18 protein-coding genes and 1 pseudogene are annotated in these 15,389 nt (G+C 62.0%); 11 read left to right on the top strand and 8 right to left on the bottom strand.

Annotation, left to right across the window (positions count from 1 at the left end; all coding sequences use genetic code 11):
• The first annotated feature begins 56 nt into the window (after window positions 1–56).
• The 5 genes from ASG29_RS16105 to ASG29_RS16090 all read left to right on the top strand — a co-directional run bounded on the left by ASG29_RS16105 (window position 57) and on the right by ASG29_RS16090 (window position 3,654).
• Window positions 57–809 carry a hypothetical protein gene (locus ASG29_RS16105; RefSeq protein ID WP_055986774.1) on the top strand — a complete coding sequence of 251 codons (753 nt, stop codon included), beginning with the start codon at window positions 57–59 and terminating at the stop codon, window positions 807–809.
• Entirely contained in the window at window positions 806–1,270 is a 465-nt protein-coding gene (locus ASG29_RS16100; RefSeq protein ID WP_055986771.1) for a hypothetical protein, read from the top strand. The genes ASG29_RS16105 and ASG29_RS16100 overlap by 4 nt, the downstream gene beginning before the upstream one ends.
• On the top strand, window positions 1,267–1,872 hold the full coding sequence (locus tag ASG29_RS16920; protein ID WP_156458119.1) for a hypothetical protein: 606 nt from the start codon (window positions 1,267–1,269) through the stop codon (window positions 1,870–1,872). The genes ASG29_RS16100 and ASG29_RS16920 overlap by 4 nt, the downstream gene beginning before the upstream one ends.
• Window positions 1,873–2,071: 199 nt before the next feature.
• Window positions 2,072–3,211 carry a histidine kinase dimerization/phosphoacceptor domain -containing protein gene (locus tag ASG29_RS16095; RefSeq protein WP_268796252.1) on the top strand — a complete coding sequence of 380 codons (1,140 nt, stop codon included), beginning with the start codon at window positions 2,072–2,074 and terminating at the stop codon, window positions 3,209–3,211.
• Window positions 3,208–3,654 (top strand): response regulator, encoded by a 447-nt coding sequence (locus ASG29_RS16090; protein ID WP_055986765.1) that lies wholly within the window; start codon window positions 3,208–3,210, stop codon window positions 3,652–3,654. Before ASG29_RS16095 ends, ASG29_RS16090 begins: the two co-directional genes overlap by 4 nt.
• 158 nt (window positions 3,655–3,812) lie before the next feature.
• Here ASG29_RS16090 and ASG29_RS16085 read toward each other — a convergent pair whose 3' ends face one another.
• From ASG29_RS16085 to ASG29_RS16070, 4 genes are all read right to left on the bottom strand, one after another.
• A complete protein-coding gene (locus ASG29_RS16085) occupies window positions 3,813–4,328 on the bottom strand; it encodes an SgcJ/EcaC family oxidoreductase (RefSeq protein ID WP_082516254.1) in 516 nt (171 codons plus the stop codon).
• 64 nt (window positions 4,329–4,392) lie between these two features.
• The gene (locus tag ASG29_RS16080) at window positions 4,393–5,187 is read right to left on the bottom strand and encodes a helix-turn-helix domain-containing protein (protein WP_055986758.1); all 795 of its coding nucleotides are present in this window, start codon (window positions 5,185–5,187) and stop codon (window positions 4,393–4,395) included.
• Window positions 5,188–5,446: 259 nt separating this feature from the next.
• Window positions 5,447–7,219 carry a putative bifunctional diguanylate cyclase/phosphodiesterase gene (locus ASG29_RS16075; RefSeq protein ID WP_235532974.1) on the bottom strand — a complete coding sequence of 591 codons (1,773 nt, stop codon included), beginning with the start codon at window positions 7,217–7,219 and terminating at the stop codon, window positions 5,447–5,449.
• A gap of 351 nt (window positions 7,220–7,570) precedes the next feature.
• A complete protein-coding gene (locus tag ASG29_RS16070) occupies window positions 7,571–8,464 on the bottom strand; it encodes a LysR family transcriptional regulator (protein ID WP_055986753.1) in 894 nt (297 codons plus the stop codon).
• A 264-nt stretch (window positions 8,465–8,728) separates the two neighbouring features.
• Between ASG29_RS16070 and ASG29_RS16065 the strand changes: the two genes are divergently transcribed.
• Complete coding sequence (locus ASG29_RS16065) at window positions 8,729–9,718, top strand: aldo/keto reductase (protein WP_055986751.1); 990 nt, start codon at window positions 8,729–8,731, stop codon at window positions 9,716–9,718.
• Between the two features lie 120 nt (window positions 9,719–9,838).
• On the top strand, window positions 9,839–11,032 hold the full coding sequence (locus tag ASG29_RS16060) for an MFS transporter (RefSeq protein ID WP_200932559.1): 1,194 nt from the start codon (window positions 9,839–9,841) through the stop codon (window positions 11,030–11,032).
• Between the two features lie 125 nt (window positions 11,033–11,157).
• On the opposite strand, the gene ASG29_RS16055 is transcribed toward ASG29_RS16060, so the two are convergent.
• Window positions 11,158–12,060 carry a LysR substrate-binding domain-containing protein gene (locus tag ASG29_RS16055; protein ID WP_055986744.1) on the bottom strand — a complete coding sequence of 301 codons (903 nt, stop codon included), beginning with the start codon at window positions 12,058–12,060 and terminating at the stop codon, window positions 11,158–11,160.
• Window positions 12,061–12,156: 96 nt separating this feature from the next.
• Between ASG29_RS16055 and ASG29_RS16050 the strand changes: the two genes are divergently transcribed.
• The 4 genes from ASG29_RS16050 to ASG29_RS16035 all read left to right on the top strand — a co-directional run bounded on the left by ASG29_RS16050 (window position 12,157) and on the right by ASG29_RS16035 (window position 14,402).
• Window positions 12,157–12,492, top strand: coding sequence for a nuclear transport factor 2 family protein (locus tag ASG29_RS16050; RefSeq protein ID WP_055986741.1), 336 nt, complete (start codon window positions 12,157–12,159; stop codon window positions 12,490–12,492).
• Window positions 12,483–13,271 carry an SDR family oxidoreductase gene (locus tag ASG29_RS16045; protein ID WP_055986738.1) on the top strand — a complete coding sequence of 263 codons (789 nt, stop codon included), beginning with the start codon at window positions 12,483–12,485 and terminating at the stop codon, window positions 13,269–13,271. Before ASG29_RS16050 ends, ASG29_RS16045 begins: the two co-directional genes overlap by 10 nt.
• Before the next feature lie 512 nt (window positions 13,272–13,783).
• On the top strand, window positions 13,784–14,158 hold the full coding sequence (locus ASG29_RS16040) for a response regulator (protein WP_082516252.1): 375 nt from the start codon (window positions 13,784–13,786) through the stop codon (window positions 14,156–14,158).
• 61 nt (window positions 14,159–14,219) lie between these two features.
• Window positions 14,220–14,402, top strand: coding sequence for a hypothetical protein (locus tag ASG29_RS16035; RefSeq protein ID WP_055986735.1), 183 nt, complete (start codon window positions 14,220–14,222; stop codon window positions 14,400–14,402).
• Between the two features lie 55 nt (window positions 14,403–14,457).
• Here ASG29_RS16035 and ASG29_RS17875 read toward each other — a convergent pair.
• The 3 genes and pseudogenes from ASG29_RS17875 to ASG29_RS16025 form a co-directional block, all read right to left on the bottom strand.
• Window positions 14,458–14,550, bottom strand: a pseudogene (locus tag ASG29_RS17875) (oxidoreductase); the annotation flags it as partial.
• 134 nt (window positions 14,551–14,684) lie between these two features.
• The gene (locus ASG29_RS16030; protein ID WP_055986731.1) at window positions 14,685–14,885 is read right to left on the bottom strand and encodes a helix-hairpin-helix domain-containing protein; all 201 of its coding nucleotides are present in this window, start codon (window positions 14,883–14,885) and stop codon (window positions 14,685–14,687) included.
• Entirely contained in the window at window positions 14,882–15,388 is a 507-nt protein-coding gene (locus ASG29_RS16025; RefSeq protein WP_055986727.1) for a nucleoside deaminase, read from the bottom strand. Before ASG29_RS16025 ends, ASG29_RS16030 begins: the two co-directional genes overlap by 4 nt.
• Between the last annotated feature and the right edge of the window lies 1 nt (window position 15,389).

The raw sequence follows: 15,389 nt of genomic DNA, 5'->3' as shown, positions 1-15,389 counted from the left end.
GGCTTCAGTGGTGCTTGTTGCTCCTTCCCCGTGAATGACGTAGGCTCGTTCATCATATGTTCAAGATGCTCTCCCCTACTTTCTTGGCAGTGCCGGTCGCCTGGCTGGCGATTTTCCTGTTGATAGGTTTGAACGCCGTCTCGCCCAGCCTGAAGGCAATCGGGCTGTCGCCGACCAACAGTTGGGTAGTACTCGTCATTCAGGGCGTGGTGGCGCTTTTCTTCCTGACCCCCGCCTGGAAGATTTTTTGGAAGCTCGTGCCGCCGCTCAACCGCTGGTTCTATCCGGACTTGTCTGGGGAGTGGGTTGTCGAACTCGAGTCCAATTTCTCGCGGATCGAGGCGATCCTTGACGCTGCAATGGATGCCAAGGTCACCCTCGACATGCGCCTGTGCCCGTCCGATGCCCTGCCGCCCCTCCAGACCAGCCGGTTACGGGCGAAGATCACGCAAGGTTGGGTCAGCATGGACATGGAGGTCTGGAATCCGGAAGGCGATGGGCCGATCAAGCAGTCGGACACGATCGTCGTCGAGCCGTTCCGCGGTCGGCAGGGCAAGCACGGCCTCGCCTATATTTTCGAGCAACAGAACGAGACCGATACGGCGAGCGATACAAACTGTTTCAAAGGTGCCGCCTGGATCGTGCGTGACCGAGAAGATGCCAATGTACTGCATGGCCGCATGTGGAACGACCGCATGTGGCGGCGCGGCATGAACACGGCGGCCAATGTCCGCCTCACCCGCGCGACGCCCTGGCGGTCCTTCTGGGAAAGGCCGATCAACGGGGATAAGGCCCCGGAAACAGCATGAGCACGCAGCCGTCCTCTGCCGGCTTGGTCGGCGCGCTTGCCGGACTGCTCGCGGATGTGGCGAACCGGGCCGGCGATGGGTTTTCAGGGATCGGTTTGATTATTTGCGACGCGCCGGAGCGCCTGCCTATACTGCCGCTGCGCGATAGCGCGCCCCAACTGGTCACCGGCGACCAGCTCGGCGGCTTCCTGGCAGCTATATCGCAACAGGCCGGCCCCTATCATGACGGTTTCCATGTCCTATCGAGTGCATTGAATCCGCTTGCCATCGCGCAATATTTCTCGCCGCCGATCGTGCGGGGCATCGTGCTGGACCGCAGCCGCCATTTTGGCGGGCGTTATGTCGCTGCCCTGTTTGGTTCGGCATTGCCGGGGGTGCTCGCGACCGGGATCGCCAGCCGAGAACTCGGCATAGCAATCTTCGAGCGCGGCCATGAGATCTGGTTTGGACCCGCGCGTTGATCGGCCTTTTGCCCGTCCGTATCGTGATCTGCTGGATCGCGGTGATCTATGCCAGCGTGGCCTTGCTGTTGTTCGCGGCACTGGTCAGCTTTGGCGGCAAGGAAATAGGGCTGTGGCCGGCGGCAACCTTTGCGTTCGGGGGATCGAGCTTTTTGCAGCTCATCCTCTTCTTTTGGTTCACCGTTGGATGGCGATGGTTTTGGCGCCGCATACCCCAGCTCAATGCATGGCTCTATCCGGATATACATGGTCAATGGGATATGGAGATTGCGCTGGGCGGCGCGCAGGGCCAAGGGCGCAAGATCGTGGCTAAGGCGATCGTCAAACAAGATTTCCTGAAGGTTAGCATGACGGTGATCGCGCCAGGTTCACGATCCGTAACGCTTTCCACGGCGCCGAAAAGGGATCCAGAGTCGGGCTTGCCGCAACTACACTATATATTCCTGGTCACCACCAATCCGGAACCTGGCGCAGCGAGCAATAGCTACAGAGGCGCAGCAATTCTCGATCTAGATCCGACGTTGCAAGACGAAATAACTGGGATTTACTGGACTTCAGCGGAAACCAGCGGGACCTACCGTCTCTCCAATCGAAGAGACTGAAGCCGACTGATCCATAATTGGGGACCAATGTCCGTTTCACGCGATTGACCGCCGAAACCGGCCTTTCAGCTTGCGCCCACTTTCAGCCGTTCAGCGTCACCTGAACCAACGGCCGGTTTCGAGAAGCGTTTCATGGCCATCAAATGCCCGGAATTGGGTCATTCCGGAACGTTATCTCGAGCGCTCCGTTCACGAATGCGTGAAGCCATCCGGCCTTCGCCGGAGGTACACTTTGAAGCAGCGCGACGACTGGCATCTTACTGACGAACTCGAATACGAGCATGGGCGAGGGGATCCTTTCGCGGCCGCTGTCAGAGCTACACGAATGCCTATGGTCATTACGGACCCGGCTCAAGCCGATAACCCGATCGTATTCTGCAATGTCGCGTTTCAGGATCTGACCGGGTATACCCGGGACGAAATTATCGGCCGTAACTGTCGCTTTCTTCAAGGTCCCAAGACTGATCCTGCCACCGTGGCGCAGGTGCGCGACGCCATTGCAGCGGGTCAGGCCGTCGATGTCGATCTGCTCAATTATCGCAAGGACGGTACGACCTTTTGGAACGCGCTGTATCTGTCCCCGGTAAGGGATAAGGAGGGTGTAATTCGCTTCTTCTTCGCGTCTCAGCTCGACGTCAGCGATCGCGTGGAAGCGCAGAACATCATCAATGATCAGAAGGCTTTGGTCGAGCAAGAGGTTGAGCGGCGGACTGCCGATCTTCGCGCAGCGCTCGACGCTAAAACGATCCTTCTTCACGAAGTCGATCATCGCGTTAAGAACAACCTGACGATGATCGGATCGCTTCTGCGCCTCCAGGTTCGCACGATCGACGACCCGTCTGTGGCCTCCAAGCTCGACTCCATGCTCGAGCGCGTCGATGCATTGGCGGTCGTCCATCGCCAGCTATACCAATCCTCCGACATCACACGGTTCGATATGGGCAGTTTTGCCGAAAGCCTCGTGTCAGATGTGGTTGGGTCGAGCGGTCGCAGTGACATCACGCTCGATGTACGGGCGCAGCCGCTATACGTAGACGCCGCCAATGCATCGGCACTTGGCCTGATCCTCAACGAGATTCTGACCAACGCCGTCAAACATGCTTTCGCCGACGGCCGGTCGGGTCATCTAAGCCTCGTCGTCGAAGGTGGCGATGACTACGGCACCATCCGGATCTGCGACGACGGTCCGGGCATTCCATCCATCGCCCGTAGCAAGAGCATTGGTATGTCGCTGATTACGCGTCTGGCACGCCAAGCTCGCGCGGACGCAACCTGGCGGGACAACGCGCCGGGAACCTGCGTAACGATCACGTTTCCTCGAACCGAAGCGGGATCATGACCAACACGATGAAAGTTCTGATCGTCGAGGATGAAATGCTCCTCGCGATGGATATCGAGGCAATGGTCGAGGACAGCGGCCATCGCGTGTTGGCGGAAGCGGCCAGCCTTCAGGAAGTAGAGGCACTACCGGACGATCTGAACCCGCAGTTGGCGTTTGTCGACATACACCTGGCAGACGATACGAACGGGCTGGATGTCTGCCGATATATCCGGGCGCACTGGCCCGACGCGTTGATCGTTTTCGTCACTGCAAACGTCTCGAAGATACCCGCAGATTTTTCCGGTGCGCACGGCGTGATCGCCAAGCCGTTTTCACATGCAGGCGTAGTTGGCGCGATCAATTACCTGGCAAACGGGGTCTTTAATCCGCCGCCCGGCGTACCGCGACCGACAAGCCTTATCGCGTCGCCACACCTCGAAAGCCGTTGGGCAAACGCTTGACCATCGACTACGTGAACGAATGTCCGTTGCTGGGAAGCGCACAGAGCGTTTTTAATGACCGGATGTGGGTCTTGGCCGCCGAAATCGACGAAAGAAATCGGGCAGAGCTCCCGAGTTCATCTATCAGCAGGACCTCTGCGGTTCCGATCCTGCGTGAGCTATCGCTGCTTTTGGCGAATAGGATCAGAGTTTTGCGCTTGCTCGTCGATCTGAACGTTAGAACCATGCGCGATCACGATTTCATCGGCTTGTGGGATCAGAACGAGTGACATGCGATCGCGGCTTGGCGGCATCTGCTGGCCGAAGGGCGTTCTGAATGCACCAACTGCCCATCGAAGCACGGCAACCAAAGCTCCTCCGGGCAGGGCGACAACGGATTCAATTGCTTCGAGTGTCAGAGGGACACCCTTGAACATGATGTCGAAGTAAGCACGGTGAGCTTGGTCGACCTGCGCCTTGCCCTGCCAGTGCATGCCCACGATGTTCACCCAGTGCACATCACCAGCGTACAGCTTGGCCATCGCGTCCATATCGGAGGCGTTCCACGCATCGGCGTATCGATCCGCCAGTCGCTGCACCTTGTCAGCCGTTGTGTTCAGCATCGTCGCCCCTGTTCCACTGGTCATTAACGGTCCTGCCGCAAGTAGCCCCAATATCGTTTGCCGCCGGTCCATGTCGCGTCCTCCATAGGTGAGGGCGGATTAGCGCTGGCGACACGGCAGCGATTGAACAAAAGCGTCAGCGCCCTCGTGCCCATTCTGCAAAGAAGCTGGCGGGAGGACCTCCGGCGAGGGCACGGCAATCGCGTACAAAGTGTGCCTGGTCGGCATAACCGGCGTCGTGGATCAACTCCGTCCAGGTAGCACACGGCGAGCGGACCTTCGCGTCGAGTACCGCATTCAGGCGTACCGTTCGCGCAAACAGTTTGGGGGTGAGGCCTACCTGTCGCTCAAACCGACGCGTGAACTGTCGGTCACTAAGTTCAGCCCCCCGGGCAAGCGCGCGCACGCTTAACCTTCCCCCCGCACGTTGCAACGCAGCAGCCGAGAACGCCACCGGGTCGATGGGGGATAAGCGATCGAGTTTGCTCCTCAACCAGCGCTCTGCGGCAACGACTCGCTGATCGAAGTTGCAAGCTAACATGACTGCATCCCGCAGATCCGTCCCGGCGGGGCCGATGACGTCGCTGATCGCGATGCCCTCATTGACCAACGCGGTCATCGGCGTGCCGAACAGAGCATGAAATCCAGCAGGCTGAAATCGGATCGTGAATACATGGATGCTGCCGGAGAGGATGAGGCGTGTGCGCCGGTAGCTCTGGGGGCCGACGATCACGACCTCCGGCGCGATTGATGCTGCGCGATCATCGTGCGAAACCCGGTAGCGGTCCTGCAGATAAATCTCGATGAATTGATCAGGTCTCGCCGGTAAGGGTGATGTCACGGCATCCACGCCAAGCTGCGCTTGCCGCTCGGCATAGGAGCGCACGACGCCCCTGAGACTCGCATCAGCTTGGCGTTGATCGACGATCATGCTGCATCATCGCGCACCCGAACCGCGCGCGCTAGATTCATCACCGGCAACGAGTTCATGACCGACTTCGGCACCGTGCCCACCTTCTGAACAAGTGTCTGAAGTGGGGGATCGGCAAACTCGCTATGAACGGTCGGTTGTGGGTCGATCCGGACCCGGCTTTTTCGAAGCAGAACACTTGCAGAGCTGCTGTCCCGGAACCGCTTGAGAACGCACGGCAAAGGGGTAAAAATTCGCTGGGTGAGCCTTGGGCGATCATTCAGCTTCGCGCTTGCCTCCGTTCGCGTGGCAGCCCAGAGACCGGTTGCAAGGTCGCCGACTTAAAAAGAGTGCGGCTCTCGATGTCGGTTTGGGACATCGGCCGCCCGTAACGGAACCCTTGAGCCTCGCTGCAGCCTAGGCGGACCAGCGCCGCCTCCTGCTCGGCGGTCTCGACGCCCTCGGCGATCACCTCCAGGTCGAGCGCCGTAGCCATCCCAATCACGGCCTGGACGATCGCGGCATCTCCAGCATCGCGATTGATCTGCGATACGAAGCCCCGGTCTATTTTGAGGCGCGTGAGCGGATACCTCTGCAGCAAGCTGAGCGAGGCGAACCCCGTCCCAAAATCGTCGAAGGCGACCCCCACGCCCATCTCTCGCAAAGCGCGCAGCACGCTAGTCGACTGGGCGTCATGCTGGAGGACAGTGTTCTCGGTGATCTCCAGTTTGAGACAATCGGGCGATACCGCGTGCCGTTCGAGAGAAGTCAACACAACCTGCATCAGCCGCCCGGACCGAAGCTGTGCCGCGAAGAGGTTGATCCCCACCCGCGGCGATCTCCACCCCATTCGTATCCACCGCGCCGCGGCGGCGCACGCCGTGTCAACGATCCAATCGCCCACGTCTTCGGCCACCGGACTATGCTCGAGAAGCTCGATGAACGATGGCGGCGGGAGCACGCCATGAACCGGATGACGCCATCGTAGGAGCGCCTCCACACCCGTAAGCGTCGTATCGTCGAGCGCCACCTGCGGCTGGTACAGCAGGTCGAATTGTCCTAACGACAATGCATCGTGGAGCTCGGAACTAAGGCGGTGCCGTTGCTCCGATCTGCTCTGCATCACGGGGGCGAAGAACATCCTGGTGCCACCGCCCTCGCTCTTGGCGCTGTAGAGCGCGAGATCGGCGCTGACGAGCAGCTGTTCCCAATCGGAATTGGCGTGGGTCGCGCTCGCGATGCCGATGCTTGTGCCAACATAGACTGTCTGCCCGGCGAGGTGAAACGCAGATTGGAGCGCCTCGAAGACTCGTTTCGCGAGTGTGTCGAGAACCAGAGGATCCTCGCAGTGCGGCACTAGAATCGCAAATTCGTCGCCACCAAGCCGCGCGATGAACTCGCTTGACGCGATGACGGCGTTCAGCCGTCGGGCGACGGCGATTAGGAGTTGATCTCCCACCGAGTGCCCTAGGCTATCGTTCACGTGCTTGAATCCGTCGAGGTCCAGCAAGAGCAGGGAACATGGCCCACTTGCGAGTTCGGCCACGAGGCGCTGATGCAAGGCGTTCCGGTTGGGAAGGGAGGTCAGCGTGTCACAATGCGCGAGGTGTTCGAGCCGCTGCTTTGCCGACTGGCGGTCGGCGATATCGCGCAGTAGCGCGCCGAACATCGGCTTACCGGCTTCGAACCAGATCGACAGCGACAGGTCGACGGGAATCTCGCTCCCGTCCGCATGCAGCGCGAGGATGTCGACCGATTGCCCGGCGAGGCGGGCCGTGCCACTCTGAACCGCGCGCGCCAGCCCGGCCTCATGGGCTGCCCTGAGCCGTTCCGGAATGATGATCGATAACGGTTTGCCGATCGCCTGCGCGGCACTGTGCCCGAAGAGCCGTTCCGCAGCCGTGTTCCAGGACACGATGAGATTGTCCGGACCGGCGCAGATCGCGGCCGTGGCGGAGCCGGCGAGCATCTGCTCGTTGCGGTGCTGATTGTGACGCGCGGCGAACGGCACGCCCTCCGCCAGATCTATAGCCCCGGGGGCATCGACGCTCACGCTCATAGTGACGGTGACCCCGGATCGTTGTGGCGCCCCAGGCTGCAGTGTCGGAAGTGCCGTAGATGCGATTTAAGACCCTGAACTTTATAAATACCTACCGCGCCGATCCCCAACGGCGCAGGGCGGGCGGGAGAAAGCGAGAGGTCGTCGCCACCGCTAACAGACGAGCGCCGCACCAAACATGGATGATCCACTGCTTGTTTCGCCCACTACGATGAACGAACGGCTGCTTTCGCAGACAATCAAAGTGTCGCTGAGTGACCAATTCTCGGTCATTGCCACGCATTCGGGCAGAGGATGTCTGAGCGAAGACCGAACTTTTCGCTCCTGTCTGCTCAGCTGTTATCGTCAAGGTCTATACCGGAGCGCGTTCACGATTAGCGAGAATGCGGGTGTGGGTTGTCGACGACTTGGATAATAGAGGTGATAGCCCGTCCGTGGCGCGCACCAATCCTCCAGCACACGGACCAGCCGACCGTCCGCCAGATACGGCGCGACATAATTCTCGGGCAGGTTGACTAGCCCCAAGCCGTCGAGCGCAGCACGCCGCATGAAAGCGATGTTGTTGAACGCAAGCGGACCGCCCACACGGACCCTGGGTTCGCGCCCGCGCTTGCTGAATTCCCAAACATAATGGCCCTGAGGGTCAGAGAGCCAGAGATTGATGCACTGGTGGTTGGTGAGATCCGACGGTGATCGCGGCGCTGCGTGTTGCGCGAAATAGCTTGGCGACCCCACTACGGCCTGTCGCATATCCGGCGCTATGCGCACGGCGATCATGTCCTTATCAACATGCTCGCCCAGCCGAACGCCGGCATCGAACCGTCCGCCGGCGAGATCGGTCAGTCCGTAATCAAGCGCGATTTCAACGCTAACGTCGGGATATTCGGGCAGCAGCGCGCGTAGCGCCGGATAGATGTAGGTCTCGGCGGCATGCTCAACCGCGGTGATGCGGATCTTCCCCGACGGCCTGTCGCGCAACGAGGTCAGCGCGGCGAGGGTCGCGTCCAGGTTCGAAAGCGCCGGGGCTAGCGTGTCGAGCAGTCGGGCGCCGGCCTCGGTCGGCGACACGTTGCGCGTGGTCCGCTGGAGAAGGCGCAGTCCCAGCCGGCTTTCTAGGCGGCGCATAATCTGACTGAGCGCCGGTTGCGACATGCCCAGCCGCCGTGCCGCGCGCGTGAACGAGCCCTCTTGGGCAATTGCCAGAAAAGCGGTCAGATCGGCCATCTCGTCACGCTGCACTGATAAGCACCGATTATGGGTCCAACAAACCTCCTCCGCCTAATCGATCGATCACTATGTGTCTATCTTTTGGCAGATCAGTAGCCGGGACAGACTCAGATGCAGCCATCTTCAGACCCTCTCACGATCCTACCCGGCCGCCGCGAACTGCTGACAGCGATCGTGGTCGGTGCCGCGGTCGCACCCTTCGGCGCCTTGGCCCGCACCCGTTCGGCGCCACCCTTCAACGATCACACCGATCGCGTTCTTCGAGGAGTAACACAGATGAAAATGCGCAAATTGGGAAACTTGGAGGTCTCGCAGCTCGGTGCCGGATGCATGAGCATCAGCGCCAATTACGGCCCCGCCGCTGATCGCCGCCAAGGCATCGCCACGCTGCGCGAAGCGCATGATCGCGGCGTCACTTTGTTCGATACCGCCGAGGTCTATGGCCCCTATGTCAACGAGGAACTGGTCGGTGAGGCGCTGGCTCCGATCCGCGATGCCGTGAGGATCGCCACCAAGTTCGGCTTCGAGCTCGAGGACAGAGCCGGCGGGCTCAACAGCCGTCCCGATCGCATCCGCAAGGTCGTGGAGCAATCGCTTAGGCGCCTGCGGACCGACCGCATCGATCTATACTACCAGCACCGCGTCGATCCGAACGTGCCGATCGAGGATGTCGCGGGAACGATCAAGGAGCTGATCGCTGAGGGCAAGGTGCTGCAGTTTGGCCTGTCTGAGGCGGGCCCCGATACTATCCGCCGCGCCCACGCCGTGCACCCAGTCAGCGCGGTGCAGACCGAATATTCGCTGATGGAGCGTAGCGTCGAGCAAAATGGGGTGCTGGAGGTCTGCGGCCAACTGGGGATCGGGTTCGTGCCCTGGGGGCCGCTCGGCATGGGGTTCCTCACCGGCACGCTCGATGCGCGTTCGAAACTGGACGCAAGCACCGACCTGCGGGCCGGCTTCGATCGGTTCCAGCCCGAGGCGCTTGCCGCGAACCAGCGCATCCTCGAAGTGCTGAGCCGCTTCGCCACTCGCGAGGAGGCGACCCTCCCGCAGGTTGCGCTGGCTTGGGTGATGGCGCAGCGGCCTTGGATCGTGCCGATCCCGGGAACCGGCAAAGTGCAGCATCTGCGCGACAATGTCGGCGCGATCGATGTCGATCTGTCGGTGCAGGACCTGCGCGACATCGACGACGCCTTCGCCGGCATCCAGGTCGCGGGCGGCCGGATGAACGCAGAACAGATGAAGGTCGTGGAGGCCGCGGACTGAAGATCGATCGCTGCGGTGCGGTTGCAAGCAGGTTCCGGCGAGGCCACATACCCCGAGCTGAGTGCAAAAGCACCGGCGCGGGAGTGGATGCCGGATCCAACCCGAGGTTTCCCAATGCTGATGGCCACTTCCGCAACCGTCGCGGATCGCGACGACACGCCGCCGCACGGCACGCTTCTTGCCGAGTTGGCGTTGGCGCTCGGCGGCTTCGCGCTCGGTACCGGTGAGTTCGCCTCAATGGGGCTGTTGCCCAATGTCGCGCGCGATGTGCACGTTACCGTTCCCATCGCGGGGCACATGATCAGCGCCTATGCGCTCGGCGTCGTGATCGGTGCGCCGTTGCTTGCGGCTGTGTTCGCCCGGGCCGGGCGGCGGGCGATGCTGATCGGGTTGATGGTGTTCTTCGCGCTAGCCAACATGCTGTGCGCGCTCGCGCCCAGCTACGGCCTAGTCGTCGCCGCGCGCTTCCTCGCCGGCCTGCCGCACGGCGCCTATTTCGGGATCGCCTCGCTCGTCGCCGCATCGCTCGTACCGCCCGACAAGCGTGCACAGGCGGTAGGGCGGATGATGCTGGGGCTCAGCTGCGCCAATATTGTCGGCGTCCCGTTCGCGACCTCGGTTGGGCAGGCCGCGGGATGGCGCGCGGCGTTCGTCGTCGTCGCAGGCATTGGCCTGGCGACCGCGATCCTCTGCCGGTTCGCGCTGAAGCCGATCCCGGCGCCGGACGATGCCAGCCCACTCACCGAACTCGGCGCACTGAAGCGTGGTCAGGTCTGGCTGACGCTCGCCATCGCGGCGATCGGCTTCGGCGGCGTCTTTGCGGTATACAGCTACATCACGCCGATGCTGACGCAAGTGACGGGCATCACCGAGGCGCATGTCCCACTCGTCCTTTCGGTGATCGGCATAGGGATGGTCGCAGGCAGCTTGTTCGGCGGTTGGCTGGCGGATCGGGGCGTGATGCGCGCGATCTGGATCACGCTGGCGCTCAACGTGGTGACGCTCGGGCTCGTCGCGATCACCGCGCACAGCATCGCGGCGGTGATGATCAATATGTTCTTCGTCGGCTTCGCGGCATTATCGATGGGTCCGCCATTGCAGACCCGGTTGATGGACATTGCCGCCGATGCGCAGGCGTTGGCCGCCTCACTTAATCACAGCGCCTTCAACACGGCCAACGCCCTGGGAGCGTGGCTCGGCGGCGCGGCCATAGCGTCCGGGTTGGGATGGACCTCGACCGGTCCGATCGGTGCCCTGCTTGCGCTGGCTGGCCTCGCGATATGGTTCGTGACCTGGCGCACGAGCGCCGAGTAGCGCTTCCCGCACGCGATACCTCTAGGCGGGTTGATCGCGAAGGCTTGCTCCGAGCGAATGGCGAAGGCTGAACGAGCGGTAGGTTTAGGAATGGTCGGGAAGCTGCCTCAATGTCCGGTACTGGGTCAAAGGCGCCCGGCTGCGCATTCCCGGGCGAGCATAGTGAAGGCCTGAAAGGCCGCCGAGGAATTTCTACGGTTGGAATAGTATAAACATAGCGGAGCGAGCGGCGGTGTCCAATCTTCGAGAATGCGCACGAGCCGCCCCGCCGCAATATCCTCACGAACGTCAGACTCCATGAAGTACCCGATGCCCACGCCATTGATTGCTGCGATCCGGGCAAGGGACGCCTCATCAAGCGTGATTGGGCCATCGACGTCGAGCTGCATTTCGTCACCGCCCTTCGCGAATCGCCATCTGAGCAGTGCGCCATTGGGAAGCCGCCCCCGGAGGCAGGGGTAGGTCATCAACTCCTGCGGCACTTGGGGGATGGCCTTGTCGTCGAAAAGCGCGGGGGACGCGGCGACTGCGATACGTCGCTCTTGGCCCAGGGGTATAGCGATCGCATCGCTCGGCACCAAATCCTTGGCTCGGACGCCAAGATCGAAGCCAGCCGCGACGACATCGACCAAGCGCCCTTCGGTAACGATGTCGACATGAACCTGCGGGTAGCGTTCGAGGTAGGTCAGGACCAAGGGCGCCATGATCTCGCGGGCTGCCGTCGCGAAGGCGTTGATGCGCAGCGTGCCGGATGGCGCCTCCTGCTGGGAGCGCGCGATATCCATCGCCTTCTGGATGCCTTCGAACGCTGGCTTGATCTGAGCCACGAAGATCCGGCCGGCATAGGTGAGTGAGACGCTGCGCGTGGTGCGGTTGAACAATCGCACGGCAAGCTCGCGCTCGAGCTTCTGCACCGCGTTGCTGGTGGCCGTGGTCGACATACCAAGCTCGAGCGCCGCTGCACGGAACGAGCCGCATCGGACGATGGCCAGAACCGCTTCCAGCTCGATCAGCGAGTGCCGCGCCATTATCCCGCTCCCCGTGTCACGATGTCCCGATTTGTCTCGATTATCAGGCGCGAAGTCCATCGCTAAATCGTCCTCGTCACTGTCGAGGAGAAGGTTATGTCCCTGAAAATACCAGCGCCGATCGCCGACTATATTGAGGCCAACAGGCGTCTCGATCTGGAAGGCATGATGAAGCACTTTGCGCCCGACGCCGTCTTCACCGACAACGGCAAGGCTTTCGTGGGTCAGGACGCGATCCGCAAAATGCTGAAGGAAGAAGCGATTGCGGTGAAGGCGATCTTCGAGCCCGACACGTTCCGCGAGGAGGGCAACGACATCGTGCTGGAAGGGCCCGCGCACGGCGAGTTCCCCGGCAGCCCGCTCCGCTTCACCTATCGCCTCAAGTTGGACAGTGATGCCATCAAGACGCTGGAGACGACGGTATGGGCATGAATCCGGATGCCAGCGAGTTCGCGGGCAGGCGCGTCCTTGTCAGCGGTGGCACGAAGGGTCTGGGCCGCGCCACGGTCGAGCGCTTTCTGGCCGGTGGAGCGCGGGTCATCACCGCCGCCCGGACGATCAAAGACACAATCGAGGGCGTCGACTATGTTGAGGCGGACCTGACGACCGCGGAGGGTGGCGAAGCGCTGGCCGAGGCGGCGATGGAGCGCCTCGGCGGTATCGACATCCTGGCTCATGTCGTCGGTGGCTCCTCTTCACCTGGGGGCGGTTTCGCCGCACTGACCGACGAGCATTGGCTGGCCGAGTTGAACCTCAACCTGCTGGCGACGGTCCGCCTCGACCGCCTGCTAATCCCGCAGATGCTAGAACGCGGCGCGGGCATCGTAGTGCACGTCACCTCGATCCAGTCGATCCTGCCGCTCCCCGAGTCCACGACCGGCTATGCCGCCGCCAAGGCCGCGCTCCGGACTTACAGCAAGTCGATCTCGAAGGAACTGGGATCGAAGGGCGTACGGGTCAACTCGGTGTCGCCGGGCTGGATCATGACGGACGCAACTGCGGACTTCCTGAAATTGCTGCAGGACGCGAACGGCGGCACGATAGAGGATGCCCGTCAGTCGGTCCTCGACGCATTGGGCGGAATAGCGATCGGTCGTGGCGCGGAACCCGAAGAGGTAGCCGACCTTATCGCGTACCTCGCATCCGATCGGGCCGCGGCGATCCATGGCGCCGAGTTCATCATCGACGGCGGGACGGTTCGCACTGTCTGACGCCGCGCCCCCGGCGTCAGCCTCCAAACCAAAACCCACCGGGGGCAGACGTCGGCAAGCGCATACCCGTCAGCTGTGAGTGAATGAAGGTCAGCATCAACAAATGTCTAAAACTGAGCTGCCGAAAAGCGCCTGCGCACGTCCGGATTTGAGTCGTAGCGGTTGGAGGGCGGGACGTCCGCTCCCGCATTCTACCGCCTATCGTTGCTCACGGCTCCTTAGGCGCTCTGGCGATAATGGCCTCCGCGGCTTTCAGGCGGGTGCGCCAGACCTTCGCCGACGGGTGCCCGGCCGCCAGGTCCAGCAGCTGAGATTTGCAGCGCGTCGCATCCCTGTGTGCGGCGTCCAGCTCTCCTGGTGTGGGCGGCGGCGCGATATTTGCGCGCGCGCGAGCGCCGGTTCGGCCATTCTTCTTACTCATCGCCGCTGTCTAGCTCTCCAAATAGAGGCCGTCGACGACACTTTTCCGCACCGGTTCGGCAACCTGCGTTATCGCCGCAGGTTGGACGTCGATGCCGCTTTCAACCGTCCCTTACGCCATCGTCGTTGAAGACGATCCCATTATCATGATGGAAACGTCGTACATTCTCGAGGACGCGGGCTTTCGGGTCCATGAGAGCTTCGATGGTGACGAAGCAATCCTGCATCTCGCGGACCACTGGGAAAGCACCGTGTTGCTGTTCTCAGATGTCGACATGCCGGGGACGATAAACGGATTCGCCCTTGCGCGGCACGTCGCCGAGCATTGGCCGCAAATCGAGATTGTGATCGCATCGGGTCACATGGCTCCCGAGAAGGGGGATATACGCGCGCAGCAGCGCCGCAATGCCGTCATAGGGCGCAATCGTCCCGGCTACTCATTCGCTCACGTGCAGTTGAATCGTTGAGCCCGTACTGCGCGCGCCCATTCGCCCTTGTGGGTCGTTGTGCACGGGAAGGAGAAGGCCGATGATCGAGAAACCAACCGAGGAAGAGCCCGGCTTCGAAGCCGAGGTCGACGAACTTCCTGAGGACGACCAGGGCTCGCCCAACACGCTCGAGGAAGAACCAAAACCTGAGGACGATCTGCCTGAGATGCAAGAGGCCCAGGAACAGGCGGCCGAGGAGCGCAAGGAGGGCGGGTATCAATGACCCGGCGGAGCGGCGCCGCGTTGCTGTTACAAGCGACGGCATCGGCGCCGTAGGATCAGATTTGCGCTAGCCCGTTGGCAGCGCATACTTCGCTGCCGGTCATGAAGCTGCTGTCTGACGAGGCCAGGAACGCCGCCACCGCCGCGCCCTTGGACGGTTCCCGGTCATGGCTGGCGCTCTATCGCGATGAACGAATGACCACAGTCGGGACGTCGCATAACCGTGGCGCATGTTGGATGTTGGGTCGTAACAGCTAATGGCGGTCACCGGGCAAGCTTGATGTCACCCGAAGCGCACAATCCCGTCCAGTCCTGCAACCTTGCCCGCGAGGCCGGGCACCTCCTCCAGCTGTCGCAGTTCTTCGAAGCGGCCGCGCTCCTCGCGGTAGCGGACAATTTCAAACCCGTGCCCCTTCAGCGTGGGGATCGCGTCGATCTCGTTTGCGGTGGCGACGTTTACATCGATGCTGTCGGGACCGTTCACAGGTTCGCCTGCTCATCTTGCGGCAAGTCGGCGTCCGGGGGGTAGTAGAGCGTCGCGCATTCTGCGCGTAGGCAGCCGCCCTCGATCGTGATGTCGTCGCGGTAGGCGTCGGCGATGAACGACAGCGTGTCCACGTGCCGTGCCTCGAAATACATCGGGTGCACGTCGTCGCGCCCCGCACCGTAGACGACGCGCCCGACCTTGGACCAGATCGAGGCCATGGTGCACATGCCGCACGGCTGGAGCGTCGAGTAGAGCGTTGCGCCGCGCAGCTCGAGTTCCCGCGTGCCTTCGCACCCCCGGCGGATCGCCATCATCTCGGCGTGCGCGGTGGCGTCCGGCAGCTCCTGGGTCTGGTTGCGCTCCGCCGCGATCTCGCGCCCATCAAGCACGATCACGCAGCCGAGCGGGGAGGTCGAAGGATCGGAGCCTTTGGACCGCGCGACCTCGATCGCGCGGCGCATCCAGTGCTCGTCCGTCGGCGGGAAGGCATCGCCCGCCATC

The sequence above is a fragment of the Sphingomonas sp. Leaf412 genome (assembly GCF_001425405.1).
Taxonomy (GTDB): Bacteria; Pseudomonadota; Alphaproteobacteria; order Sphingomonadales; family Sphingomonadaceae; genus Sphingomonas.
Note: the sequence above shows the minus strand (reverse complement) of the source record. Positions and strands in the feature narration are given on the sequence as shown.